General features: G+C 74.0%; 22 protein-coding genes and 1 riboswitch. Of the genes, 12 read left to right on the top strand and 10 right to left on the bottom strand.

What is annotated here, in order from left to right:
- Positions 1–2: 2 nt before the first annotated feature.
- Positions 3–539 (bottom strand): cell division protein FtsL, encoded by a 537-nt coding sequence (gene ftsL, locus ABTZ54_RS10495; protein ID WP_502997224.1) that lies wholly within the window; start codon positions 537–539, stop codon positions 3–5.
- 47 nt (positions 540–586) lie between these two features.
- The gene (gene rsmH / locus ABTZ54_RS10490) at positions 587–1,546 is read right to left on the bottom strand and encodes a 16S rRNA (cytosine(1402)-N(4))-methyltransferase RsmH (protein ID WP_351659636.1); all 960 of its coding nucleotides are present in this window, start codon (positions 1,544–1,546) and stop codon (positions 587–589) included.
- Between the two features lie 329 nt (positions 1,547–1,875).
- Between rsmH and ABTZ54_RS10485 the strand changes: the two genes are divergently transcribed.
- From ABTZ54_RS10485 to ABTZ54_RS10470, 4 genes are all read left to right on the top strand, one after another.
- Positions 1,876–2,415 carry a beta-class carbonic anhydrase gene (locus ABTZ54_RS10485; RefSeq protein ID WP_351659633.1) on the top strand — a complete coding sequence of 180 codons (540 nt, stop codon included), beginning with the start codon at positions 1,876–1,878 and terminating at the stop codon, positions 2,413–2,415.
- 157 nt (positions 2,416–2,572) lie between these two features.
- A complete protein-coding gene (locus ABTZ54_RS10480; RefSeq protein WP_351659630.1) occupies positions 2,573–3,601 on the top strand; it encodes an AAA family ATPase in 1,029 nt (342 codons plus the stop codon).
- The gene (locus ABTZ54_RS10475) at positions 3,601–4,959 is read left to right on the top strand and encodes a DUF58 domain-containing protein (RefSeq protein WP_351659627.1); all 1,359 of its coding nucleotides are present in this window, start codon (positions 3,601–3,603) and stop codon (positions 4,957–4,959) included. Before ABTZ54_RS10480 ends, ABTZ54_RS10475 begins: the two co-directional genes overlap by 1 nt.
- A complete protein-coding gene (locus tag ABTZ54_RS10470; RefSeq protein ID WP_351659625.1) occupies positions 4,956–7,331 on the top strand; it encodes a transglutaminase TgpA family protein in 2,376 nt (791 codons plus the stop codon). The genes ABTZ54_RS10475 and ABTZ54_RS10470 overlap by 4 nt, the downstream gene beginning before the upstream one ends.
- 111 nt (positions 7,332–7,442) lie before the next feature.
- On the opposite strand, the gene ABTZ54_RS10465 is transcribed toward ABTZ54_RS10470, so the two are convergent.
- The 3 genes from ABTZ54_RS10465 to ABTZ54_RS10455 form a co-directional block, all read right to left on the bottom strand.
- Entirely contained in the window at positions 7,443–7,844 is a 402-nt protein-coding gene (locus ABTZ54_RS10465; protein ID WP_351659622.1) for an SCO2097 family morphological protein, read from the bottom strand.
- 303 nt (positions 7,845–8,147) lie between these two features.
- Entirely contained in the window at positions 8,148–8,936 is a 789-nt protein-coding gene (locus ABTZ54_RS10460; RefSeq protein ID WP_351659619.1) for a methyltransferase, read from the bottom strand.
- 66 nt (positions 8,937–9,002) lie between these two features.
- A complete protein-coding gene (locus ABTZ54_RS10455; RefSeq protein WP_351659616.1) occupies positions 9,003–9,533 on the bottom strand; it encodes an SAV_6107 family HEPN domain-containing protein in 531 nt (176 codons plus the stop codon).
- Positions 9,534–9,693: 160 nt separating this feature from the next.
- On the opposite strand from ABTZ54_RS10455, the gene ABTZ54_RS10450 reads away from it, so the two are divergent.
- The 5 genes from ABTZ54_RS10450 to ABTZ54_RS10430 all read left to right on the top strand — a co-directional run bounded on the left by ABTZ54_RS10450 (position 9,694) and on the right by ABTZ54_RS10430 (position 15,810).
- The gene (locus tag ABTZ54_RS10450; RefSeq protein ID WP_351659613.1) at positions 9,694–10,590 is read left to right on the top strand and encodes an ATP-binding cassette domain-containing protein; all 897 of its coding nucleotides are present in this window, start codon (positions 9,694–9,696) and stop codon (positions 10,588–10,590) included.
- Positions 10,562–12,649 (top strand): YhgE/Pip family protein, encoded by a 2,088-nt coding sequence (locus ABTZ54_RS10445; RefSeq protein WP_351659610.1) that lies wholly within the window; start codon positions 10,562–10,564, stop codon positions 12,647–12,649. Before ABTZ54_RS10450 ends, ABTZ54_RS10445 begins: the two co-directional genes overlap by 29 nt.
- A gap of 19 nt (positions 12,650–12,668) precedes the next feature.
- Positions 12,669–13,277, top strand: coding sequence for a TetR/AcrR family transcriptional regulator (locus tag ABTZ54_RS10440; protein ID WP_351659608.1), 609 nt, complete (start codon positions 12,669–12,671; stop codon positions 13,275–13,277).
- 444 nt (positions 13,278–13,721) lie between these two features.
- Positions 13,722–14,360, top strand: coding sequence for a DUF4126 domain-containing protein (locus ABTZ54_RS10435; RefSeq protein WP_351659605.1), 639 nt, complete (start codon positions 13,722–13,724; stop codon positions 14,358–14,360).
- A 22-nt stretch (positions 14,361–14,382) separates the two neighbouring features.
- Positions 14,383–15,810 carry a phytoene desaturase family protein gene (locus tag ABTZ54_RS10430; RefSeq protein WP_351659602.1) on the top strand — a complete coding sequence of 476 codons (1,428 nt, stop codon included), beginning with the start codon at positions 14,383–14,385 and terminating at the stop codon, positions 15,808–15,810.
- A gap of 10 nt (positions 15,811–15,820) precedes the next feature.
- On the opposite strand, the gene ABTZ54_RS10425 is transcribed toward ABTZ54_RS10430, so the two are convergent.
- From ABTZ54_RS10425 to ABTZ54_RS10405, 5 genes are all read right to left on the bottom strand, one after another.
- Positions 15,821–16,639, bottom strand: a complete 819-nt coding sequence (locus tag ABTZ54_RS10425; RefSeq protein ID WP_351659600.1) for a hypothetical protein — start codon at positions 16,637–16,639, stop codon at positions 15,821–15,823.
- A gap of 51 nt (positions 16,640–16,690) precedes the next feature.
- Positions 16,691–17,608, bottom strand: a complete 918-nt coding sequence (gene metF / locus ABTZ54_RS10420) for a methylenetetrahydrofolate reductase [NAD(P)H] (protein WP_351659597.1) — start codon at positions 17,606–17,608, stop codon at positions 16,691–16,693.
- A 123-nt stretch (positions 17,609–17,731) separates the two neighbouring features.
- Positions 17,732–18,382, bottom strand: a complete 651-nt coding sequence (gene thiE / locus ABTZ54_RS10415) for a thiamine phosphate synthase (protein ID WP_351659594.1) — start codon at positions 18,380–18,382, stop codon at positions 17,732–17,734.
- Positions 18,383–18,474: 92 nt separating this feature from the next.
- Entirely contained in the window at positions 18,475–18,840 is a 366-nt protein-coding gene (locus tag ABTZ54_RS10410) for an Rv2175c family DNA-binding protein (protein WP_132915613.1), read from the bottom strand.
- Positions 18,841–18,883: 43 nt separating this feature from the next.
- Positions 18,884–20,140: an NAD(P)/FAD-dependent oxidoreductase gene (locus tag ABTZ54_RS10405; RefSeq protein WP_351659591.1), complete on the bottom strand. Its 1,257-nt coding sequence runs from the start codon at positions 20,138–20,140 to the stop codon at positions 18,884–18,886.
- 82 nt (positions 20,141–20,222) lie between these two features.
- Positions 20,223–20,335: riboswitch (TPP riboswitch) on the top strand.
- On the opposite strand from ABTZ54_RS10405, the gene thiO reads away from it, so the two are divergent.
- The 3 genes from thiO to ABTZ54_RS10390 all read left to right on the top strand — a co-directional run bounded on the left by thiO (position 20,333) and on the right by ABTZ54_RS10390 (position 22,497).
- Positions 20,333–21,496, top strand: a complete 1,164-nt coding sequence (thiO, locus tag ABTZ54_RS10400) for a glycine oxidase ThiO (protein WP_351659588.1) — start codon at positions 20,333–20,335, stop codon at positions 21,494–21,496. It overlaps the preceding riboswitch by 3 nt.
- Positions 21,493–21,693, top strand: coding sequence for a sulfur carrier protein ThiS (gene thiS, locus ABTZ54_RS10395; RefSeq protein ID WP_351659585.1), 201 nt, complete (start codon positions 21,493–21,495; stop codon positions 21,691–21,693). The genes thiO and thiS overlap by 4 nt, the downstream gene beginning before the upstream one ends.
- A gap of 3 nt (positions 21,694–21,696) precedes the next feature.
- Complete coding sequence (locus ABTZ54_RS10390; RefSeq protein ID WP_351659582.1) at positions 21,697–22,497, top strand: thiazole synthase; 801 nt, start codon at positions 21,697–21,699, stop codon at positions 22,495–22,497.
- Positions 22,498–22,615 lie beyond the last annotated feature (118 nt).

Genomic DNA, 22,615 nt, shown 5'->3' with positions numbered 1-22,615 from the left:
GGTCACCTGCCGGAGGTCGTGGGGGCGGTCGCGGTGGTCTTCGGCGTGTCGGGGGTCTTCGAGGCGGGCGGCCCCGGTGTCCCGGACGCGGGCGGCTTCGGCGTGTCGCCGGGTCTCGCGGACGCGCCGGCGGGCGGGGGCGTGCTCCCGGTGGCCGGCGTGTTCCCGGCGCTCGGCGTGGTCGCCGGCGGGGTGGACGGGGTGGGCTTCGGGGTGGGCTTCACCGAGGCGGCCGCCGAGGGCACGCCGCGCACCTTGCCGTCGGGGTCGAGGAAGACGGGGCTGCCGCCGGGCACCATGCCGAGCTCCCGGGCGCGCCGCTCCAGGGCGTCGGGGGCGGAGCTGTCGTCCACGTCCCGCTGGAGGGCCTGCTCCTCGTCGGTGAGCTCGGTGGTCTTCTTCTTCAGCTCGCTGAGCTCGAAGGAGCCCTGGTTGAGGGCGGAGTTGAGCAGCAGCAGGCTGATCAGGCCGCCGCCGAGCAGCACCACGACGAGCAGGACGAAGGGGGTACGGGCCGCGCTGCTCGGCCCGGACGGCATCAGCCGCCCGAGTCGCGCGGCCCGCCCTTTGAGGGGCCCCTGCTTCGTCACTCGGCCTCGTCCTCCCTGATCCGCTGCGCACCCCGCAGACGCGCGGGGGCCGCCCGGCGGTTCTCGGCGACCTCCTCCTCGGTGGGGAGCTCGGCGCCGCGGGTGAGCAGCTTCAGGCGGGGCTGGTAGCGCTCGGGGACGATCGGGAGTCCGGGCGGCGCGGTGTTCGCGGCGCCCGCCGCGAACACCTGCTTGACCAGCCGGTCCTCCAGGGAGTGGTACGACAGGACGGCGATCCGGCCGCCGACGGCGAGGGCCTTCACGGCCGCCGGGATGGCCGCCTCCAGGACCGAGAGCTCCCCGTTGACCTCGATGCGCAGGGCCTGGAAGGTGCGCTTGGCGGGGTTGCCGCCGGTGCGCTTGGCCGCCTGCGGCAGCGAGTCGCGGATCAGCTCGACCAGCCGCGCGCTGTTGCTGAACGGCTCCTTCTCGCGCTCGCGGACGATCGCGGAGACGATCCGCTTGGCCTGCTTCTCCTCGCCGTACGCGCGCAGGATGCGGACCAGCTCGCCGGGCGCGTACGTGTTGAGGACCTCGGCCGCGCTGATGCCGGTCGTCTGGTCCATGCGCATGTCGAGCGGGGCGTCCTGCGCGTAGGCGAAGCCGCGGTCGGCCTCGTCCAGCTGCATGGAGGAGACGCCCAGGTCGAACAGGACGCCGTCGACGCGCGGGATGCCGAGCCGGTCGAGGACCTCGGGCAGCTCGTCGTAGACCGCGTGCACCAGCGTGGCGCGCTCCCCGTACGGGGCGAGCCGCTCGCCGGAGAGGCGCAGCGCCTCCTTGTCCCGGTCGAGGGCGACCAGCCGGGCTTCGGGGAAGCTGCGCAGCAGCGCCTCGCTGTGGCCGCCGAGGCCGAGGGTGCAGTCGACGACGACCGCGCCGGGGCGCTCCAGGGCGGGGGCCAACATGTCCAGGCACCGCTGGAGCATCACCGGGACGTGTCGGTCGTTGCTCAATGCGCCCTCTCAGGTCCGGCGGGAACAGGTACCACCGGCGAGCGGAAGGAGGCCGAGCCGCAGGTACCGCCGCGCATACGGGGAGAAACGGCGAAAATCGCTCGATGTCTCCGTGAACTTCGCGTCACTTTAGTCCACCGGACGGGCCGGTCAACCAACCGGCTGGCGCGTCGCGCGCCCGGCCCGCACTCCCGGATCCGTCCGGACCGCTCACCCGGACGGCCCCGTCCCCGTACGGGCTGTGGGTTCCCTCACAACAAGGTTCATTGGCGCTCTTTGTCCACTCTCACAGCAGGCTCGGACACTCCGTGACCGTTAACGTCGGAGACATGTCGACCTCTGCGCACCCCTCCACCGACGCCATACGCGACGAGAGCGCGGTCACGGACCGCCTCGTCGAGGCCAACACGCGGTACGCCGCCGACTTCACCGACCCCGGGATGGACGCGCGCCCCGTGCTGCACGTCGCCGTGGTCGCCTGCATGGACGCCCGCCTCGACCTGCACGCCGCGCTCGGCCTCGAACTCGGCGACTGCCACACCATCCGCAACGCCGGCGGCGTGGTCACCGACGACGTGATCCGCTCCCTCACCATCAGCCAGCGGGCGCTCGGCACCCGCAGCGTGATGCTGGTGCACCACACCAACTGCGGCCTCGAATCGCTGACCGAGGACTTCCGGCACGAGCTGGAGGACGAGGTCGGCCAGCGCCCGGCCTGGGCCGTGGAGGCCTTCCGCGACGTCGACCAGGACGTGCGCCAGTCGATGCAGCGGGTGCGCACCTCCCCGTTCCTGCTGCACACCGACGACGTCCGGGGCTTCGTCTTCGATGTGACGACGGGTCTGCTGCGGGAGATCACCCCGGCGTAAGGCCGTAAATCCCGGCAATTCGCCCGGAGTTATCCACAGGGCGGCCGCAGGCAAGTGACACGACCCGGCCACGGCAACAAGAATGCACGGGTGACACCCCCCGGACCTCGTTCCGGGGGCAGGTGTCGGTGCTGCCGGAAGGGCCGAGGAGGGCCGGGTGACGACCTATGACGATCGAGCGAGCCTCACAGATCTGACCACCACAGCGGAGCGGGTGCGCCGGTCGGTGGAAGGTGTGATCGAGGGCAAGCCCGAGGTCGTACGGCTTGCGCTGACCGTGCTGCTCGCCGAGGGACATCTCCTCATCGAGGACGTCCCGGGCGTCGGCAAGACGATGCTCGCCAAGACGCTGGCGCGGTCGATCGACTGCTCGGTCCGCCGCGTACAGTTCACGCCCGACCTGCTGCCGTCGGACATCACCGGCGTGTCGATCTTCGACCAGCAGCGGCGCGAGTTCGAGTTCAAGCCCGGCGCGATCTTCGCCCAGATCGTGATCGGCGACGAGATCAACCGGGCCTCCCCCAAGACCCAGTCCGCGCTCCTGGAGTCCATGGAGGAGCGCCAGGTCACGGTCGACGGCCAGACCTACGAGCTGCCCAGCCCGTTCATGGTGGTCGCCACGCAGAACCCGGTCGAGATGGAGGGCACCTACCCGCTGCCCGAGGCCCAGCGCGACCGCTTCATGGCCCGGGTCTCCATGGGATATCCGAGCGCCGAGGCCGAGCTCCAGATGCTCGACACGCACGGCTCGGTCTCCCCGCTGGACGACCTCCAGCCGGTCGCCCACGCCCACGACGTGGTCAAGCTGATCGACGCCGTGCGCGGGGTGCACGTGGCCGAGGCCGTCCGCCGGTACGCGGTGGACATCGTGGCGGCCACCCGCAGCCACCCGGACCTCAGACTCGGCGCCTCCCCGCGCGCCACGCTCCACCTGCTGCGGGCCGCCAAGGCCTCCGCCGCGCTCAGCGGCCGGGAGTACGTGCTGCCCGACGACCTCCAGGCGCTCGCCGCGCCGGTGCTCGCCCACCGGCTGCTGCCCACCGCCCAGGCCCAGCTCAACCGGCGCACGGCCGAGCAGGTCGTCCGCGACATCCTCCAGCGCACGCCCGTCCCGGCCGCCGCGCCCCCGGCGCCGCCCGCCGGACCGCTCTACGGCCAGCAGCAGCCCGGCGCCCGGCGGCTGTGATGGGCACCGCCGCCGACCCGCGGGCACCACGGGAGGACGGCGACGACGACCGGGGCGGCCTGCGGGCCGCGCTGGCCGGACTCACCACCCGCGGCAGGTCCTTCCTCGCCGCCGGGATCGCCGCCGGCGTCTGCGCCTACGTGCTCGGCCAGACCGATCTGCTCCGCGTCGGCCTGCTGCTCGCCGCGCTGCCGCTGGTCTGCGTCGTCGTGCTGCACCGCACCCGCCACCGGGTCGCGGGCAGCCGCCGGCTCACCCCGCACCGCGTCGAGACCGGCACGGAGGCCCGGGTCCACCTGCGCATGGACAACGTCTCCCGGCTGCCCACCGGGCTGCTGATGCTCCAGGACCACGTGCCGTACATGCTGGGGCCCCGCCCCCGCTTCGTGCTCGACCGGGTGGAGGCCGGCGGCCGCCGCGAGGTGTCCTACCGGGTCCGCTCCGACCTGCGCGGACGCTTCGCCCTCGGCCCGCTCCAGCTGCGGCTCAACGACCCCTTCGGCATGTGCGAGCTCACCCGCTCCTTCAGCGCGTACGACACGCTCACCGTCATCCCCCGCACCGAACCGCTGCCGCCGGTGGGACCGGCCGGCGAGTCCGCGGGGTACGGGGAGGGCCATCAGCGGGCGCTCGCGCTCGCCGGGGACGACGACATCATCCCGCGCGCCTACCGGCATGGCGACGACCTGCGCCGCGTCCACTGGCGCTCCACGGCCCGCTACGGCGAGCTGATGGTGCGCCGGGAGGAGCAGCCGCAGCGGGCCCGCTGCACCGTGCTCCTGGACACCCGCAGGATCGCCTACGAAGGCGGCGGACCCGACTCGGCCTTCGAATGGGCCGTCTCCGGCGCCGCCTCCGTCCTCGCGCACATGCTGGAGCGCGGCTACTCGGTGCGGCTGCTCACCGACACCGGCAGCACGGTCCCCGGGGACGGCGCCGAGGGCTTCGCCGGCTCCGGACAGAACACGGCGGAGGCCGTCGGCCTGATGCTGGACACCCTCGCGGTCGTCGACCACTCCGACGGGGCCGGACTCTCCCGCGCGTACGACGTGCTGCGCGGCGGACACGAGGGCCTCCTGGTCGCCTTCGTCGGCGACCTCGACGAGGAGCAGGCGGCCCTGGCCGCGCGGATGCGGCAGCGCGGCGGCGCCGCCCTCGCCTTCGTGCTCGACTCCGGGACCTGGCTGACCGGCGGCGCCGTCACCGGCGCGGTCGAGGACCGGGTGCGGCGGCTGCGGGAGGCCGGCTGGACGGCCGTCACCGTGCCCCCGGGCGCCCGCCTCGCCCCGCTCTGGCAGCAGACCGGCGGCGCACCGAACCAGGCCCCCGCGGCCGACACGTACGGAGGTTGGTCATGAGCGGGCGCGGACGGCTGACGCTTGCGGCCTTCGGCGCGACGCTCCTGGCGTCGGCCGCGCTGCTGCCGCTGGTGAAGCCGGCGACCTGGATCTTCACCGCGGCGATCGTGCTGGGCCTGCAGAGCGGGATCGGCACGATCACCCGGCGGGTGCCGCTGGCCCGGCCGCTCACGATCGCCGCCCAGGCGGTCGTCACGCTGCTGGTGCTCACCGTGGTCTTCGCCCGCGAGCAGGCGGTCCTCGGGCTGCTGCCCGGGCCCGAGGCCCTCGCCTCCCTGGGCACGCTCTTCCAGGCGGGCGTGGACGACGTCGGGACGTACGCGATCCCCGCGCCCGACACGGCCGGCATCCAGCTGCTGCTCGTCGTCGGCGTGGCCGCCGTCGGGCTGCTCGTGGACACCCTCGCGGTGACCTTCCGCAGCGCCGCGCCGGCGGGGCTCCCCCTGCTCGCCCTGTACTCGGTGGCCGCCGGGCTCTCCGGCGGCGGCGCCGGCTGGCTGTTCTTCCTGCTGGCCGCCGTCGGCTATCTGCTGCTGCTCCTGGCCGAGGGCCGGGACCGGCTCTCCCAGTGGGGGCGGGTCTTCGGCGGCGCCCACCGCTCGGGCCGGCCCGGCTCGGCGGCCGGCGAGAGCGGCTCCGCGTTCGCCCCGGCCCGCACCGGGCGGCGGATCGGCGCGGTCGCCATGGGCATCGCGCTGGTGGTGCCGTTCGGCCTGCCCGGGCTGAGCGGCGGGATCTTCGGCGGCGGCTCCGGCGACGGCGAGGGCGCCGGCGGCAAGGGCGGCACGATCTCGGCGGTCAACCCGCTGGTCTCCCTCCAGAACGACCTGCGCCAGCCGGACGACCGCGAGGTGCTGCGCTACCGCACCAACGCCCGGGACGTGTCCGGGATGTATCTGCGGCTGGTCGCGCTCGACCAGTTCGACGGGACGGCGTGGAAGTCCTCGGTCCGCCCGATCGAGGACGTGCCCGAGCTGCTGCCCTGGCCGGACGGGCTCTCCCAGGACGTCACGACCAGCGAGGTCACCAGCAACTTCGTCGCCTCCGCCGCGTACGAGCAGAAGTGGCTGCCGATGCCGTACCCGGCGTCGAAGATCTCCATCGGCGGCAACTGGCGGTACGAGCCGGCCGGGCGGATGCTCGTCGGCGACAACGGGCAGAACACCAAGGGCGCGCGGTACTCGGTGACCAGCCTGGACATCCGGCCCACCGCCGAGCAGCTGGCCACGGCGCCGGCCGCGCCGGAGAAGCTGCGCCACGAGTACACCAAGGTCCCGGCCTCGCTCCCGGCCGATGTGAAGGCGACGGCCCTGGAGATCACCCGGGGCGCGCGCAACGACTACGAGCGGGCGGTGAAGCTCCAGGACTGGTTCGCCCGGGAGGGCGGCTTCCGCTACGACGTCGACGTCGACTCCGGCACCGGGGTCCAGGCGATCTCCCGGTTCCTGAAGGACAAGGAGGGCTTCTGCGTCCACTTCTCCTTCACGATGGCGGCGATGGCCCGCTCGCTCGGCATCCCGGCGCGGGTCGCGGTCGGCTTCATGCCGGGCACCCCGCAGCAGGACGGCTCCCTGTCGGTCGGCATACGCGACGCGCACGCCTGGCCCGAGCTGTACTTCGAGGGGGCGGGCTGGACCCGCTTCGAGCCGACGCCCTCGCGCGGCACGGTGCCGGAGTACACCCGGGAGCAGTCCGCGGGTGGGGCGGCGACCCCGTCGGCGCAGCCCTCCACGGGCGCGTCGGCCGAGCCCTCGGCGGCGCCCAGCGCCTCGGAGAGCTGCCCGCCGCAGTTGCGCCGACTGGGTGAGTGCGGTCCGGACAAGGCGGCGGGTGCGGCGGAGTCGGACGCCACGGGCCTGCCTCCGCTCCAGCTGGCCCTCCTTGTGGCGGGCGTCCTGCTGGTCCTCGGTCTCCCCCTCCTGCCCTGGCTGTGGCGCTCCCGGCTGAGGGCGCGGCGGCTGGGGCCGGGCGAGGTCCTCGCGGTGTGGTCGGAGGTCAAGGACACGGCCTGGGACTACGGGGTGGCCCCGGACGACTCGCTGACGCCGCGCGGTACGGCGGCGCGGCTGGTCCGTCTGGGTGAGCTCGCTCCCGATGCGGCCGACGCGGTGCACCGGGTGGCCCGGGCGGTGGAGCAGGCGCTGTACGCGCCGCGCCCCCAGCCGGTGGACGGGCTCTCCGCCGAGGCCGAGTCGATCCGCCGGGGCTTCCACGAGGCCGCCTCGCGCGGGAACCGGCTGCGGGCGGTGCTGGCGCCACGCTCGGCGGTCCGGGTCTCCTGGGCGGCCCACGCCCGCTGGGACGCGGTCCGCACCACGGTGTCGGCGAGGGCCCGCTCCCTCTTCCGCCGCCCGTCGGCCGAGTCGCCCTGACCCGGACCTGGGGGGCCGGGGCTCCCCGCCCCCCCAGGTCGGGAGCGACTGAGCCCCGTAGGACCGTGGTGCGGTCCTACGGGGCTCAGCTGCGTCGTGGGGTCGGGCGGGTCAGTGGTGGCCGCCGCCCTGCTGCTCGTCGCGGCGGCGCTGCCACCGCTCTTCGATACGGGTCATCATCGAACGTCGCTGCCGGGCCTGTCGCCCGCCGTCCGCCGTCCGGGCCTGCTCGCCCGGCTTGGGCGCCTTGCGCCATCCGGTGACCGCCAGGACCGCGCAGCCCAGCATGATGAGGAAACCCACCACACTGAGCGGCCAGATCTGCGGAGCGATCATTCCGGCCATGAGGAGCGCGATACCCACCAGGAAGCCGGCGACTGCCTGGTAGACCCGTCGCCGGGTGTACGTACGCAGCCCGCTTCCCTCGAGCGCTGTCGCGAACTTGGGATCTTCGGCGTACAGCGCTCGCTCCATCTGCTCGAGCATTCGCTGCTCGTGCTCCGAGAGCGGCACGGAGTCCTCCTAGTCGTCGGTCGCGGGGGCGACCGGTTTGCGGCCCTTTCAGGATAGGCAGGGAATCGCCCCCGTGAAACCCGCCCTCAATGCCAAATGCCAATCCGGGCCGCCATGCGGTTCGGATGCTGAGGCGTTGATTCCCCAGCCCCCTGCCCGTCATGCCGGATCGTGTCTCCCGATCATACGGGGACAAGTCCCCGAACGGGCGGCCTGTGGCGTACTCCATCTGCGGTTGCGTCGCTGATCAGCCGGTGCGGCGGTGTCCCGGGGCCCGAGCCGCGCGACACCGCCGTGCGGGTGTCAGGCGCGCTTGTCGCCCAGGACGTGCAGCTGGGTGGCGATGGCGTGGAAGGACGGCAGCTCGGCCGCCGCGGCCTCCAGCTTGAGCAGCGCCTCGGCGGCACCGGGCTCGGTGTCGACGAGGGCGCCGGGCACCAGGTCGGCGAAGACCCGCACGCCGTGCACGGCGCCGACCGCCAGGCCCGCGTCCTCGGCGAGCCCGGTGAGCTGCTCGGCGGTGAAGCGGCGGGGCACCGGGTCGCCGTCGCCCCAGCGGCCCGCGGGGTCGCTCAGCGCGTGCCGGGCCTCGGTGAAGTGGCCGGCCAGCGCGCGGGCGAGCACGGCGCCACCGAGTCCGGCGGCGAGCAGGCTGAGGCCGCCGCCGGGACGCAGCGCGGCGACCGCGTTGCGCACGCCCTCGGCCGGGTCGTCCACGTACTCCAGGACGCCGTGGCACAGGACGACGTCGAAGCCCGCGCGGTCGACGACGTCGAAGAGGCCGCGGATGTCGCCCTGGACCCCGCGCACCCGGTCGGCGACGCCGGCCTCGGCGGCGCGCCGCTCCAGGGCGAAGAGCGCGTTGGGGCTGGGGTCGACCACGGTGACGCGGTGCCCGAGGCCGGCCACGGGCACCGCGAAGTTCCCGGAGCCGCCGCCCGTGTCGAGGACATCGAGGCAGTCGTTCCCGGTGGCCTTGACCCGGCGGTCGAGGGCGTCTTTGAGGACGTCCCAGACGACGGCGGTGCGCAGGGAGGCGCGCGACGGGCGCGAGGTCGCCTCACGACCGAAGACAGGGGAAGGGTCCGACACGGTTGCTGACTCCTCGGTGACGGGGACGAACCCCTCCACCCTATGGCCTCGGGCCTCCGGTCCCGATCATCCCGTGGCCTCCTCGGCGCCCGGCTGCCTGGGCAGCACCGGCTGGAGCGCCAGGAGGCGCTCGACCAGCCGCAGGAACATCGCCGCGTCCCTCAGGAGGTCGTCGGCGTCCCGCCGGCTCGCGGCGCCGGTGATCCCGGCCTCGGCCCTGGCCCGGCGGGCGGCCCCGGAGGCGAACAGGGCGCTCCACTCGGTGAGCTCGGGCGCTATCTCCGGGAGCACCTCCCACGTGCTGCGGATGCGGGCCCTCCTGCGAGGGTCCCGCTCGGGCCGGCCGCGGGCGGCGAGCACGGCGGCGGCGGTGCGCAGGGCGGCGAGATGGGCGGTGGCGTACCGCTCGTTGGGCACGTCGAGCGCGGCGGCCTCGTCGAGTCCGGCCGCGGCCTTGGCGAGCAGGTCGAGCGCGGCGGGCGGCGCCGAGGCGCGGCGCGGGACCGGGTGGATGTCGGACGCGGGTCCGAGCTGGGCGGGGGCGGGGCGCGCGGCGGTGTGGCGCCGGGGTGCGGCTGCGGCGGGGTGGCCGGCCATGACGAGCCTCCTGTCGTCGGGTGACGGCGCTGTGGCCGTATGTGTTCATCGTGCCCGGCCCCACTGACAATCCCGCTGACCTGCTGTTTTGCCTGGAGGGCGACTCAGCGGTAACTTTTTGCACTGACCGGTCAGTTCAAAAGAATTCCTAGGGGGGATCGTGGACGCGCACCCGGACGAGCCGCACGCGCACGGCGCCACCGTCGTCGCGGACGGATACGGGCTGAAGGGCCCGCGCGGCTGGGCCTTCCGCGGCATCGGCTTCGAGGCCGCGCCCGGATCGCTGGTCGCCATCGAGGGCCCCTCCGGCACCGGCCGCACCTGTCTGCTGCTCGCGCTCACCGGCCGCATGAAGGCCCAGGAGGGCCACGCGGAGGTGGCGGGGCTCCGGCTGCCCAAGAAGATGGCGGCCGTACGGCGGATCAGCGCGCTCGGCCCGGTGCCGGGCGTCAGCGACCTCGACCCGGCCCTCACCGTCGCCGAGCACCTGCGCGAGCGGGCCCTGCTCCAGCGCCGCTTCGACGGCTCGCTCAAGGCGCTGCTCCGGCCGCCCGCCGAGCGCGCCGCCGCCACCCGGGCCCGGATCGACGAGGCCCTGCACGCCGCGGGTCTCGACCCGGAGACCCTGCCGAAGGGCGACCGGACCTCCGTACGGGACCTGGAGCGCCTGGAGGCCCTGCGCCTGTCGCTGGCGCTCGCCCTCATCGGCCGCCCCGGGCTCGTCGCCCTGGACGACGCCGACCTCAAGCTCTCGGACGCCGACCGCGCCGAGGCCTGGGCCCTGCTCCGGTCCGTCGCCGCCTCCGGCACCACCGTCCTCGCCGTGTGCAGCGAGGCCCCGGAGGACGCCCTGCGCGTCTCCACGGCCGCCGCCACCCGGACCACGCCGAAGAAGACCGAAGCCGCGCCCGCGCCCGCGCCCGCGCCCGCGCCCGCGCCCGCCACGGAAACGGACACGGCCACGGACACGGACACGGACACGGACACGGACACCGTCATCATCCAGAAGGCCCAGAAGGGGGAGGCCGATGCGTTCGCCGCGACTGGCCGCGCTTGAGCTCAAGCGGTTCGGCAGGGGGAAGCTGCCGCGGGCCGCACTCGTCGCGATCCTGCTGCTGCCGCTGCTCTACGGCGCCCTGTACCTGTGGTCCTTCTGGGACCCGTACAGCAGGCTCGACAAGATCCCCGTGGCGCTCGTCAACGAGGACCGCGGCGCCACCGCCGGCGGCAAGAAGGTCACCGCGGGCTCGGACATCACCGAGAGCCTGCGCGAGAGCGCCGTCTTCGAGTGGCACGAGGTGAGCGACGACGAGGCCCGCGAGGGCGTCGAGGACGGGAGGTACTACCTCTCCCTCACCATGCCGTCGGACTTCAGCGAGCGGATCGCCTCCAGCTCCGGGGACTCCCCCGAGGCCGGCGCCCTCAAGGTGCGCACCAACGACGCCAACAACTACATCGTCGGGCAGATCTCCCGGACGGTCTTCTCCGAGGTGCGCACCGCCGCCTCGACCAAGTCCTCGCGCACCTTCCTGGACAAGATCTTCATCTCCTTCTCCGACATCCACGAGGCCACCGCCAAGGCGGCCAAGGGCGCCGACGACCTCAAGGAGGGCGTCGACAAGGCGAAGGAGGGCTCCAAGAGCCTCGCCGACGGCCTCAAGGACGCCAAGAAGGGCAGCGGCGACCTGTCCACCGGCATCAAGAAGCTGGACAAGGGCGCCAAGGACCTGGAGACCGGCTCGCGCAAGGTCGCCAACGGCACCCAGGCGCTGGCCGACAAGGTGAACGGCACGGCCGACAAGGTCCGCCCCTACCTGGCGAACAACGGCAAGTCGATCCGTGACACCGCCCGGCTGGTCTCCGACTCCACGACCGCCGTCCGGCACAACCTGGACGACCTGGTCCGCCGCGCGCCGGCCGCCCGCAGCGCCGCGCACCTGGCCGACGACAAGCTGGCCGCGCTCTACAAGAAGCGGTGCGAGGCGAACCCGCAGCCCGACGCCCAGGAGTGCGAGGTCCTCAAGGAGGCCTCCGTCTCCGCCGCCGACGTCGCCAAGGTCGCCGACGACCTGCACGAGCTGACCAAGGACCAGAAGGGCGACCTGAAGACCCTGGACACCCGGCTGGCCCAGCTGAAGAAGGACGCCGACGAGCTGGCCCGGCGCGCCCCGCACCTGGACCAGGACGTCGAGGGCGCGATCAAGAAGATCAACGAGCTGAACGCGGGCGCCCGGAAGGTCGCCGACGGCGCGGACCGGCTGCACACCGGCCTGACCGACGCGCGCACCGGCGCCGGCAGCCTCGACACGGGGGTCGGCAAGCTCAAGAAGGGCGCCGGCGAGCTCGACGGCGGCCTGTTCAAGCTGGCCGACGGCTCGGGCGAGCTGGCCACCGGTCTCAACGACGGGGTGAAGCAGATCCCCGACTACGACAAGCCGGACCGCGACAAGCGCACCGAGGCGATGGCCGACCCGGTCAAGCTGGCCGCCCAGTCGATGCACAAGGCGCCCAACTACGGCACCGGTTTCGCCCCGTACTTCATCCCGCTCTCCCTCTGGGTCGGCGCGATGGTCGCGTACATGATCATCCAGCCGCTCAACCGGCGCGCGCTGGCCGCCGGCGCCTCCGCCTGGCGGATCGCGCTCGCGGGCTGGCTGCCGGTCGCCGCGATCGGCGTCCTCCAGGTCGGCGCGCTGATGTCGGTGCTCCACTGGGGCCTGGGGCTCCAGATGGCGCGGGCCGCCGGGACCGTGGGCTTCCTCGCCCTGGTGACCTGCTGCTTCGCCGCCATCATCCAGTGGCTGAACGCCAAGTTCGGCGCGGCGGGACGCATCCTGGTGCTCGCGGTGCTGATGCTCCAGCTGACCTCGGCGGGCGGCACGTACCCCGTGCAGACCAGTCCGGGCTTCTTCAACGCCATCCACCCGTACCTGCCGATGACGTACGTGGTCGAGGCGCTGCGCCGGCTCATCACGGGTGGCGGCATCGGGCCGGTCTGGCAGGCCGTCGCCGTCCTCACCGCCTTCACGGTGGGCGCGCTGGCCCTGACCGCCCTGACCGCCCGCCAGAAGCAGGTGTGGTCGCTCGACCGGCTTCACCCCGAACTGTCGCTCTGAACCTGTGAGAATCGAGCCCATGGACAGCAGCAGCACCAGACGTCAGGCCACGCGCACCAAGCTCTACGAGGCGGCGGTCACGCTCATCGCGGAGCAGGGCTTCTCGGCGACGACCGTCGACGAGATCGCCGAGCGGGCGGGCGTGGCCAAGGGCACGGTCTACTACAACTTCAAGAGCAAGACCGAGCTCTTCGAGGAGCTGCTGCGGCACGGCGTCGCCCTCCTGACGGCCTCCCTCAGGGAGGCGGCCGAGGGGACGGCGGCGCGGGGCGGCAGCCGGGTCGACGCGCTGGACGCGATGATCCGGGCGGGCCTGGTCTTCATCGACCGCTACCCGGCCTTCACCCAGCTGTACGTGGCCGAGCTCTGGCGCACCAACCGCGCCTGGAACTCGACGCTCCTGGTGGTCCGCCAGGAGGCCGTCGCGGTGGTCGAGGGCGTGCTGCGCGAGGGCGTGGAGGCCGGTGAGCTGAGCGACGAGATCGACGTCAAGCTGACGGCGGCGGCGCTGGTCGGCATGGTCCTGGTGGCCGCGCTCGACTGGCAGGCGTTCCAGAGCGAGCGCTCCCTGGACGACGTCCACGCGGCGCTCTCGCGCCTCCTGCACGGGCGCGTGGGCGGCCGCTGACCCGGGCCGCGCAGGCGGCCGAGCAACGAAGGAAGCGCCGACCGGCGAGGCTCGATCCCCCCGAGCCACGCCGGACCGGCGCTTCTTCCGTACTCCCGCGGATCCTCGTATCCCCCGTGGATCCCCGTCTAACCCCGTGGATCCGCGTATCCCCCGTGGATCCCCGTCTTACCCCGCGGATCCGCGTATCCCCCGTGGATCCCCGGTTTCCCCCGTAACTCCCCCGTGCTCCCCCGCGAGTCCCTAGAACACCCCCGTGTTCCCCCGTGGACCCCCGGGACCGGCAGGCGCGCGGCCCCGTTCCGCAGCCCCGTGCCGGCGGTGCCGGAGCCGCGCCCCTTCCGTGCGGTCCACTCTCCCTTCCCCGCAGGTCACGGCCCATCCGCGCACCTACTCATCTCGCGCCCTAGGTACGGATACTCAGAGCTGGCTACGATCGCGGACGTGTCCGTACTCCCCCTGGTGTTCACGAGCGGCTGGGCGAGTGGGATCAACGCGTACGCGGTGGTCCTGCTGCTCGGTCTGTTCGGTGCGACCGGGCTCTCCGACGAGGTGCCCGAGGCGCTGCAACGGCCCGATGTCCTGATCGCCGCCGGCGTGCTGTTCCTGTGCGAGGCGGTGGCGGACAAGATTCCGTACGTCGACTCCGTCTGGGACTCCGTCCACACGGTGATCCGCCCCATCGCCGGGGCCGTGGTCGCCGCCCTGCTCGCGGGGCAGTCCGGTTCGCTGCCGGAGCTCGCGGCGGGTGCGGTGGGCGGGACGACGGCGCTGCTGAGCCACTTCGTGAAGGCCGGCACCAGGATGGCGGTCAACACCTCGCCGGAGCCCTTCTCCAACATCGGCGTCTCCACGGCGGAGGACCTCGCGGTCGCCGGGATCATCACCTTCGCCATGTTCCATCCGGTCGCCGCCGCCTCGATCGCCGCCGTGCTGCTCGTGGGCGGCCTGGTGATACTGGTCTTCCTGGCCCGGAGCATCCGCCGCTTCTGGCGGCGCCGGGCGCAGCGCCGCGAGGAGCGGCGGCTGGCGGGCGTCAGGGAGCGGGAGCCCGCGCCGACGGACGGTTCGGAGCATTTCTGAGCGGCCCGATAGGGTCGCTCGCATGGCACGCATAGTGGTGATCGGCGCGGGACTCGGCTCGATGGCGGCCGCCGCCCGGCTGGCGGTGGCGGGCCACCGGGTGACGGTCTACGAGAGCGGCTCGACGTACGGGGGCGGGGTCCGGCGCTTCGAGCGGGACGGCTTCGGCTTCGACACCGGCCCGGGGCTGCTGCACGTCCCGGCGGTCTACCGCGACCTCTTCGTCAAGACCGGCAAGCAGCCGCTGGAGGAGTGCGTCACGCTGACGCAGGTCGATCCGGCGAGCCGTCATGTCTTCGCCGACGGCACCCGCGTGGACCTGCCCAACGCGTCGCGGGCCGGCACGGTCGCCGCCCTGGACGCGGCGCTCGGCGCGGGCGCGGGCGAGCGCTGGGGCGACTTCATGGGGCGGGCCCGCGAGACCTGGGACCGCACCCGGCGCCCCCTCCTGGAGGAGCCGCAGCCCGAGGACGTCTCGGCGCTGGGCCGTGAGCTGTATCCGGCGCCCAAGGCGGGCCTGCTGCGCCGCCCGACGACGACGCTCGCCCGGATCGGCGAGCGCGAGCTGCGCGACCCCCGGCTCGCCGCGCTCCTCGACTCGTACGCCGAGAGCTACGGCTTCGACCCGGCCACCGCCCCCGCCTCGGCGGCCGTGCTGCCGTACATGGAGCAGACCTTCGGCAGCTGGTACGTGGCCGGGGGCATCCGGGCGCTCGCCGACGCGGTGTACGAGCGCTGCCTCCAGCGGCGGGTGGAGTTCGTCTTCGACACCGAGGTGACCGACGTCCTGGAGGAGCGGGGCCGGGCGTCCGGCCTCGCGCTGCCGGGCGGCGAGACGGTGGCGGCCGACCACGTGGTCGCGGGCGCGCCCGTGCCCGCGCTCTACACCGAGCAGATCGTGGGCTGGGAGTCCGGGGACGACTGGCCGCGCTACCAGCCGATGCCCACCGGCCGGGTGACGCTCTGTCTGGCGCTGCGCGGGGCCCGGGAGTCCGGCGCCGCGCACCGCACGGTCGTGCACGCCTCCGGGGAGCTGCCGACGGTGACGGTGCTGCGGCCCGACGACCCGGCGCTGCGGCCGGACGGGGCGCACGAGTCGGTGACGGTCACGGCGACGGTGGGGATCCGGGCGTCCTGGGCGGAGTGCGCCGAGCGGATGCTGGGCCAGGCCGCGACGGCCGTGCCGGAGCTGCGCGAGCGGCTGCTGTGGCAGGAGGTCCGCACCCCGGACGACACCCTCCTGGAGACGGGCGCCGCCGAGGTCCCGGGACCGGCGCTCGCCGGGGCCCGCGGGCTGTGGCTGCCCGCCGCCAACACGTCCCCGGTCCCGGGGCTCTGGTTCGTCGGCGGCTGGTCGCACCCGGGCGGCGGGCTCGCGCACGCGGGCATGTCCGGCGCGCTGGTCGCCGGACTGATCGTGGAGGGCGCGGACTTCCGCGGCTCGCAGTGACCCGCCCGGCTCAGTAGCGGTGCTGCGGGTCCTCGCCGTAGCCGTACGGCTGCTCCGGCGGGTGCTGCTGCGTGCCGTCCTGGCCGGCCCGGCCCTGCTGCTGGGGCACCCAGACGCCGCCGGGCGGGGTGTCGTACGTGTACGAGGGCGCGTACGGGTCGGTGTACGGCTGCTGGTAGGTGCCGTACTCCTGGCCCACGTCGGTGTACGTCTGCTGGCCGATGTACGGGTCGGAGTAGGCCGCGTACTGCTGCCCGCCCTCGGCGCCGTAGTCGTAGCCGGGCTGCTGCTGCTCGTATCCGCCCGCGTAGGCGTCGGCGTAGGGCTGCTGCTGGTCGTAGGAGGTGCCGTAGACCGCGTACTGGCCGGTGTCCTCGGGCATCGGCTGGGGCTCGTACACGTCCGTGGCCTCGGCGGCCCGCGCCTCCCCCTGCGCGGGGAAGGCGTCGGCGTCGGCCGCGAAGGAGTCCTCCGCGTGCGGCTCCGCCGGCTCGTAGGAGAGGTCGCTGACCTCCAGCGTCGGGCCCTCCTTCGCGGCCTTCCCGCCGGCCCTGCGGCGGCGGCTCGCGCCCGGACTGCCGCCGAGGGCCCAGCCGGTGGAGAAGCCGCGCCGGAAGGAGAGGGTCACATAGGTCTGGCCGACAGCGAACGCGACGGCGCCCACGACGATCACCACCACGGAGGGCAGCAGCACACCGAGGACGACGCCGAGGAAGCCGCCGAAGGCGAGCAGCCGCCAGCGCAGCCGCGCCTTGTACTGGAGGAGCACCTCACCCAGCAGCCACAGCGCCACGACACCGAACGCGATGTAGAGGACCGTCCACCCCATGCCCGCCCCTCTCCTACGGCCATCGCCGCGGGTAGGGGCGAGTACGGCCGGTCACGACTGCTGGTGCAGTCCGAGATTCTCGTAGATCTCGAGCGTCGCCCTGGAGTTGTTCAGCGTGATGAAGTGCAGTCCGGGGACACCCTCGGAGAGCAGCCGCGCGCAGAACTCCGTCGCGAACTCGATGCCAATGGAGCGTACAGCGGCCGGATCGTCCTTGACCGCGAGGATGCGGTCTTTCACATCCTCGGGGAACGCGGCGTTGCTCAGCTGGGGCAGCCGCTCCAGGCTCCGCACGCTCACCACGGGCATGACCTCGGGGATGATCGGGGTCTCGCAGCCGGCCTTCTCGGCGCTGTCGCGCAGCCGCAGGTAGTTCTCCGGGTCGAAGAACATCTGGGTGATGGCGTAGTCCGCCCCGGCACGGCACTTCTCCACGAAGTGCTTGATGTCCGTGTCCCAGTCGGAGGAACGCGGGTGCATCTCGGGGAAGGCCGCGACGCCGACGCAGAAGTCCCCGGACTCCTTGATCAGCCGGACCAGGTCGGCCGCGTAGTGGACGCCCTCGGGGTGGGCGATCCAGTCGCCCAGCGGGTCGCCCGGCGGGTCTCCGCGGACGGCCAGCATGTTCCGGATGCCCGCGTCGGCGTACTGGCCGAGGATGTTGCGGAGCTCGGCGATCGAGTGGTCGACGGCCGTGAGGTGGGCGACCGGGGTGAGGGTGGTGTCGGAGGCGATCTTCTGGGTGGCCTTGACCGTGCCGCCGCGCGTGGAGCCGCCGGCCCCGTAGGTCACCGAGACGAAGCTGGGAGCGACCGCCTCGATCCGCCGCATGGCGTTCCAGAGGCTCTGCTCGCTCTTCTCGGTCCGGGGCGCGAAGAACTCGAAGGAGTACGAGGTGCCCCCCTCGGCGAGGATGTCCCGCACCGTGCGGGCGCGGTCCGGGCGGGTGGAAGCGGTACCAAGGGCCATACGGGCAGGTTAGACGGGGTGCGGGCGGAGACTGAAGGCGCGTCCGCGTTATGGACAGGTTCTGGACACGTTTCCGGCCAGCGCGGCGTGGCCGGTGGGCGTGCCGGGACCCGGTCCCGGCGGTTACGCCAGGCGGTCGCGGACGCGCTTGGCGAGCGAGGCGGTCGCGGCGGCCGGGTCGTCGGCCTCGGTGATCGCCCGGACGACGACGATCCGGCGGGCGCCCGCGTCCAGCACCTCGTCGAGGGTGGACTCGTCGATGCCGCCGATGGCGAACCAGGGCCGGTCCTGCTCCAGGGCCGCCGTGTAGCGCACGAGGTCGAGCCCCGGCGCGTACCGCCCCGGCTTGGTGGGGGTGGGCCAGCAGGGCCCGGTGCAGAAGTAGTCCACGCCCGGCTCGACGGCGGCCGCGGCCGCCTCGGACTCGGCGTGGCAGGAGCGCCCGATCAGCACCTCGTCGCCGAGGATCGCGCGGGCGGCGGGCACGGGCAGGTCGCCCTGGCCGAGGTGGAGCACGTCGGAGCCGATGGCGTGGGCGACGTCGGCCCGGTCGTTGACCGCGAGCAGCTTGCCGTGGCGGCGGCAGGCCTCGGCGAACACGGCCAGGTGCTCCAGCTCCTCGCCGGCCTCCATGCCCTTGTCGCGGAGCTGCACGATGTCCACGCCGGAGGAGAGCACGGCGTCGAGGAAGGCGGGCAGGTCGCCCTGGCGCTTCCGGGCGTCGGTGCACAGGTAGAGCCGGGCGTCGGCGAGGCGCGCGCGAGGTGTGGGCATGGTGGTCCCCCCGTCGGGTGGTGCCGGTGCCGGGCCGGCCTGGAACGGCCGGCCCGGCACCCGCGGTGGTGTCTTCGGTGCTGCGCGGAGGATCAGACGGCGAGCGCCTGGGCGCGGCGCTTCACCTCCGTGCCGCGATTCTCACTCAGGGCCTGCGCGGGGGTGCCGGGCAGGCTGGGGTCCGGAGTGAAGAGCCACTCCAGCATCTCTTCGTCGCTGAAGCCGTCGTCCCGCAGGAGCGTCAGGGTGCCGGCGAGGCCCTTGACGACCTTGTCGCCGTCGATGAAGGCGGCGGGCACCTGGAGCACGTTGCGCTCGCCGCGGCGGACGGCGATCAGCTGGCCCTCCTTGACCAGCTGGCGCACGCGCGTCACCTCGACATCGAGCATTTCCGCGATGTCGGGGAGAAACAGCCAGGCGGGGACGAGAGCATCGGTCTTTGCGTCAATCTCGGTCACGGGACAAGCGTGCCATCCCGGACTGACAGCCGGTAGTCGGGCCCTACCGGACTGCCGCCTTCAGGGGGACCGACGGGTCGGCGGCCTTCGCCGGGTCGAGGGGCGTGCGGCGCTCGATCAGCCGCCGGCCCTGGGCGAGGTCGCGGGGGCGGCTGACGGTCAGCAGGGCGACGGGCACCTCGTCCTGGAGCCAGAGCACGGTCCAGGCCTCGTCGGCCGGGTCGCCGCGCCACAGCAGGGTGTCGGCGGCGGCGTGGTGGCCCGCGTACTGGACGAAGCGGCCGAACTGCTCGGACCAGAAGTAGGGCACCGGGTCGTAGGGCGCGGGCTCCCCCGCCTCGCGGGCGAGGATGTCGGCGGCGACCGTGCGCGGTCCCTGGAGGGCGTTGTCCCAGTGGTGGACGAGGAGCCGCTCGCCGTAGCGGGCGGAGGGGAACGAGGCGCAGTCGCCGACCGCGTACACGTCGGGCAGGGAGCTGCGCAGCCGGTCGTCGGCGGTGACGGCGCCGCTCGGGTCGAGGGCGATGCCGGAGCCGTCGAGCCAGCCGGTGGCGGGGCGGGCGCCGATGCCGACGACCACGGCGTCGGCGGGCAGTTCGGCGCGCTCGCCGGAGCGTTCGGCGCCCTCGGCGAGGACCACCCTGCCCTCCTCGACACCGGCCACGCGCGCGTTGAGCCGCAGGTCGGCGCCGTTCTCGGCGTACCAGGCGGTCATCGGCGCGGTGACCTCGGCGGGCAGGGCGCCCGCGAGGGGGCGGTCGGCGGCCTCGACGACGGTGACGGCGCAGCCGGCCGCGCGGGCGGCGGTGGCGAACTCGGCGCCGATCCACCCGGCGCCGACGACCACGACGTCGTGGCGGCGTTCCAGGACGGTGCCGAGCCGGACGGCGTCGTCGAGGGTGCGCAGCAGGTGGACGCCGGGCACCCCCTCGGTGCCGGGCAGGGTGAGCGGGTGGGCGCCGGTGGCGAGGACCAGGGTGTCGTACGGGACGGGGCCCGCCTCGGTGTCGAGTTCGCGGTCGGCGGGGCGCAGTCCGGTGACGTCGAGGCCGAGCCGCAGGGTGATGCCGAGGGAGTCGAAGTCGATGTCGAAGGCGGAGCCCTCGGCGGTGCCGAGGAGGACGGCTTTGGAGAGCGGGGGCCGGTCGTAGGGCTGGTGGGGTTCGGCGCCGATGAGGGTCACGGGTCCGGTGAAGCCCTGTTCGCGCAGGGCGACGGCGGTCTGGACGCCCGCCATGCCGGCGCCGACGATCACGATGTGCCGCTCGGTGGGCCGCTGGGTCTGCTTCTGCTCGCTCACCCGCCCACCTTACGCATCTGACGGACCGTCAGGAAGGGAGGGGCCTGCGACCGGCCGCGCCCTGCGGCTAGTGTGGCGGGCGTAAAGCACTCGCGGGAGCCCGGACGCACCGGGCTGAGAGGGAGGCTGTCCGGCCTCCGACCGTACGAACCTGATCCGGGTCATGCCGGCGAAGGGAGGGGCTGGACGCCCATGTCGCGTACACGCGGTATCTCCGACGTCCTCGTCATCGGGGGCGGCATCATCGGCCTGGTCACGGCCTGGCGGGCGGCGCAGCGCGGGCTGCGCGTCGCCGTGGCCGACCCCGAACCGGGCGGCGGCGCGGCCCGGGTGGCGGCGGGCATGCTGGCCGCCGTCACCGAACTGCACTTCGGCGAGGAGACCCTGCTCGGGCTCAACCTCGACTCCGCCCGCCGCTACCCCTCGTTCGTCGCCGAACTCGCCGAGGCCACCGGCCACGACGTCGGCTACCGCGCCTGCGGCACCCTCGCCGTCGCGCTCGACGCCGACGACCGGGCGCATCTGCGCGAGCTGCATTCCCTCCAGACCCGCTGCGGGCTCACCTCGGAGTGGCTGAACGGGCGCGAGTGCCGCCGCCTGGAGCCCATGCTGGCCCCGGGCGTACGGGGCGGGCTGCGGGTGGACGGCGACCACCAGGTGGACCCGCGCCGCCTCGCCGACGCGCTGCTCGCCGCCTGCGAGCGGGCCGGGGTGGTGTTCCACCGGGCGCTCGCCGAGCGGCTCACGGTCTCCGGCGACCGGGCCCGCGGCGCGGTCCTGGCCGGTGGCGACGAGCTGGTGGCGGACCAGGTGGTGCTGGCCGCCGGGAGCCTCAGCGGCCGGCTCGCGGGCGTACCGGAGCGGGTGCTGCCGCCGGTCCGGCCGGTGAAGGGCCAGGTGCTGCGGCTGCGGGTGCCGCCCGCGTACGCGCCGTTCCTCTCCCGCACCGTCCGCGCGGTGGTCCGCGGCAGCCATGTCTACCTGGTGCCGCGCGAGAACGGCGAGCTGGTCGTCGGCGCGACCAGCGAGGAGCTCGGCTGGGACACCACCGTCACGGCGGGCGGCGTGTACGAGCTGCTGCGCGACGCGCACGAGCTGGTGCCCGGCATCACCGAGCTGCCGCTCACCGAGACCCGCGCCGGGCTGCGGCCCGCCTCCCCCGACAACGCGCCGCTGCTCGGCCCGAGCGCGCTGCCCGGTCTGCACCTGGCGACCGGCCACTACCGCAACGGGGTGCTGCTGACGCCCGTCACCGGCGACGTCATGGCCGAGGCCCTGACCACCGGGACGCTGCCCGACGAAGCCCGCCCCTTCACTGCCCGCCGCTTCTCCCCCGTACACCTGGAGCACGCGTGAACGTGTCCGTGAACGGAGAGCCCCGCGAGCTCGCGGACCCGCTCTTCCTCGACGCCCTCGTCGCGACCCTCACCGTCGCCCCCGCCGGGGTGGCCGCCGCCGTCAACGAGGCGGTCGTGCCGCGCAGCCAGTGGGCCGCGACCCTGCTCGGCGAGGGCGACCGGGTCGAGGTCCTCACCGCGGTCCAGGGGGGCTGAGCCATGTCCGACGACGTCTTCCCGCTCGGCGACACCGAGTTCTCCTCCCGCCTGATCATGGGCACCGGCGGGGCGCCCAGCCTCGACGTGCTCGAACGCTCCCTCGTCGCCAGCGGTACGGAGCTGACCACGGTCGCCATGCGCCGCCTGGACCCGACCGTGCGCGGCTCGGTGCTGTCCGTCCTGGAGCGGCTCGGCATCCGCGTGCTGCCGAACACCGCGGGCTGCTACACCGCCGGGGAGGCCGTGCTCACCGCGCGCCTGGCCCGGGAGGCGCTCGGCACGAACTGGATCAAGGTCGAGGTCATCGCCGACGAGCGGACCCTGCTGCCGGACCCGGTCGAGCTGCTCGACGCGGCCGAGACCCTGGTCGACGACGGCTTCGTCGTGCTGCCGTACACCAACGACGACCCGGTCCTCGCGCAGAAGCTGGAGGACGTGGGCTGTGCGGCGATCATGCCGCTCGGCTCGCCGATCGGCTCCGGGCTAGGCATCCGCAACCCGCACAACTTCGAGCTGATCGTGGAGCGCGCCGGGGTCCCGGTGATCCTGGACGCGGGCGCCGGGACCGCCTCGGACGCGGCCCTGGCGATGGAGCTCGGCTGCTCGGCGGTGATGCTGGCCTCGGCGGTGACCCGGGCCCAGGAGCCCGTCCTGATGGCCGAGGCGATGCGCCACGCGGTCGAGGCGGGCCGCCTGGCCCACCGCGCGGGCCGCATCCCCCGCCGCCACTTCGCCGAGGCCTCCTCCCCACACGAGGGCCGGGCCCGTCTGGACCCGGAGCGGCCGGCGTTCGGGGCCTGAGGGCACGGCTCGGGCTGGGCCTGAGGGCACCGCCCGGCAGGCCGCGTACGGGCCCGGGCGTACCGCCCCGGCCGGGCGCCGAAGCCGGCCTCGGCCGGGCCCGGGCCCGCGTCGCACG

It is taken from the genome of Streptomyces sp. NPDC094032 (genome assembly GCF_040303965.1).
Classification (GTDB): Bacteria; Actinomycetota; Actinomycetes; order Streptomycetales; family Streptomycetaceae; genus Streptomyces.
The sequence above is the reverse complement of the archived record's forward strand: the minus strand, read 5'-3'. Positions and strand labels throughout refer to the sequence as shown.

Bases quoted from the DNA above. Each gene is read 5' to 3' on its own strand.
- ABTZ54_RS10445 (WP_351659610.1), top strand. From the start codon at position 10,562: ATGCGTTCGCCGCGACTGGCCGCGCTTGAGCTCAAGCGGTTCGGCAGG.
- thiO (WP_351659588.1), top strand. From the start codon at position 20,333: ATGTCGCGTACACGCGGTATCTCCGACGTCCTCGTCATCGGGGGCGGC.
- ABTZ54_RS10485 (WP_351659633.1), top strand. From the start codon at position 1,876: ATGTCGACCTCTGCGCACCCCTCCACCGACGCCATACGCGACGAGAGC.
- ABTZ54_RS10455 (WP_351659616.1), bottom strand. From the start codon at position 9,533: ATGGCCGGCCACCCCGCCGCAGCCGCACCCCGGCGCCACACCGCCGCG.
- ftsL (WP_502997224.1), bottom strand. From the start codon at position 539: ATGCCGTCCGGGCCGAGCAGCGCGGCCCGTACCCCCTTCGTCCTGCTC.
- ABTZ54_RS10475 (WP_351659627.1), top strand. From the start codon at position 3,601: ATGGGCACCGCCGCCGACCCGCGGGCACCACGGGAGGACGGCGACGAC.
- ABTZ54_RS10430 (WP_351659602.1), top strand. From the start codon at position 14,383: ATGGCACGCATAGTGGTGATCGGCGCGGGACTCGGCTCGATGGCGGCC.
- ABTZ54_RS10470 (WP_351659625.1), top strand. From the start codon at position 4,956: ATGAGCGGGCGCGGACGGCTGACGCTTGCGGCCTTCGGCGCGACGCTC.
- ABTZ54_RS10390 (WP_351659582.1), top strand. From the start codon at position 21,697: ATGTCCGACGACGTCTTCCCGCTCGGCGACACCGAGTTCTCCTCCCGC.
- thiE (WP_351659594.1), bottom strand. From the start codon at position 18,382: ATGCCCACACCTCGCGCGCGCCTCGCCGACGCCCGGCTCTACCTGTGC.
- ABTZ54_RS10425 (WP_351659600.1), bottom strand. From the start codon at position 16,639: ATGGGGTGGACGGTCCTCTACATCGCGTTCGGTGTCGTGGCGCTGTGG.
- metF (WP_351659597.1), bottom strand. From the start codon at position 17,608: ATGGCCCTTGGTACCGCTTCCACCCGCCCGGACCGCGCCCGCACGGTG.
- ABTZ54_RS10440 (WP_351659608.1), top strand. From the start codon at position 12,669: ATGGACAGCAGCAGCACCAGACGTCAGGCCACGCGCACCAAGCTCTAC.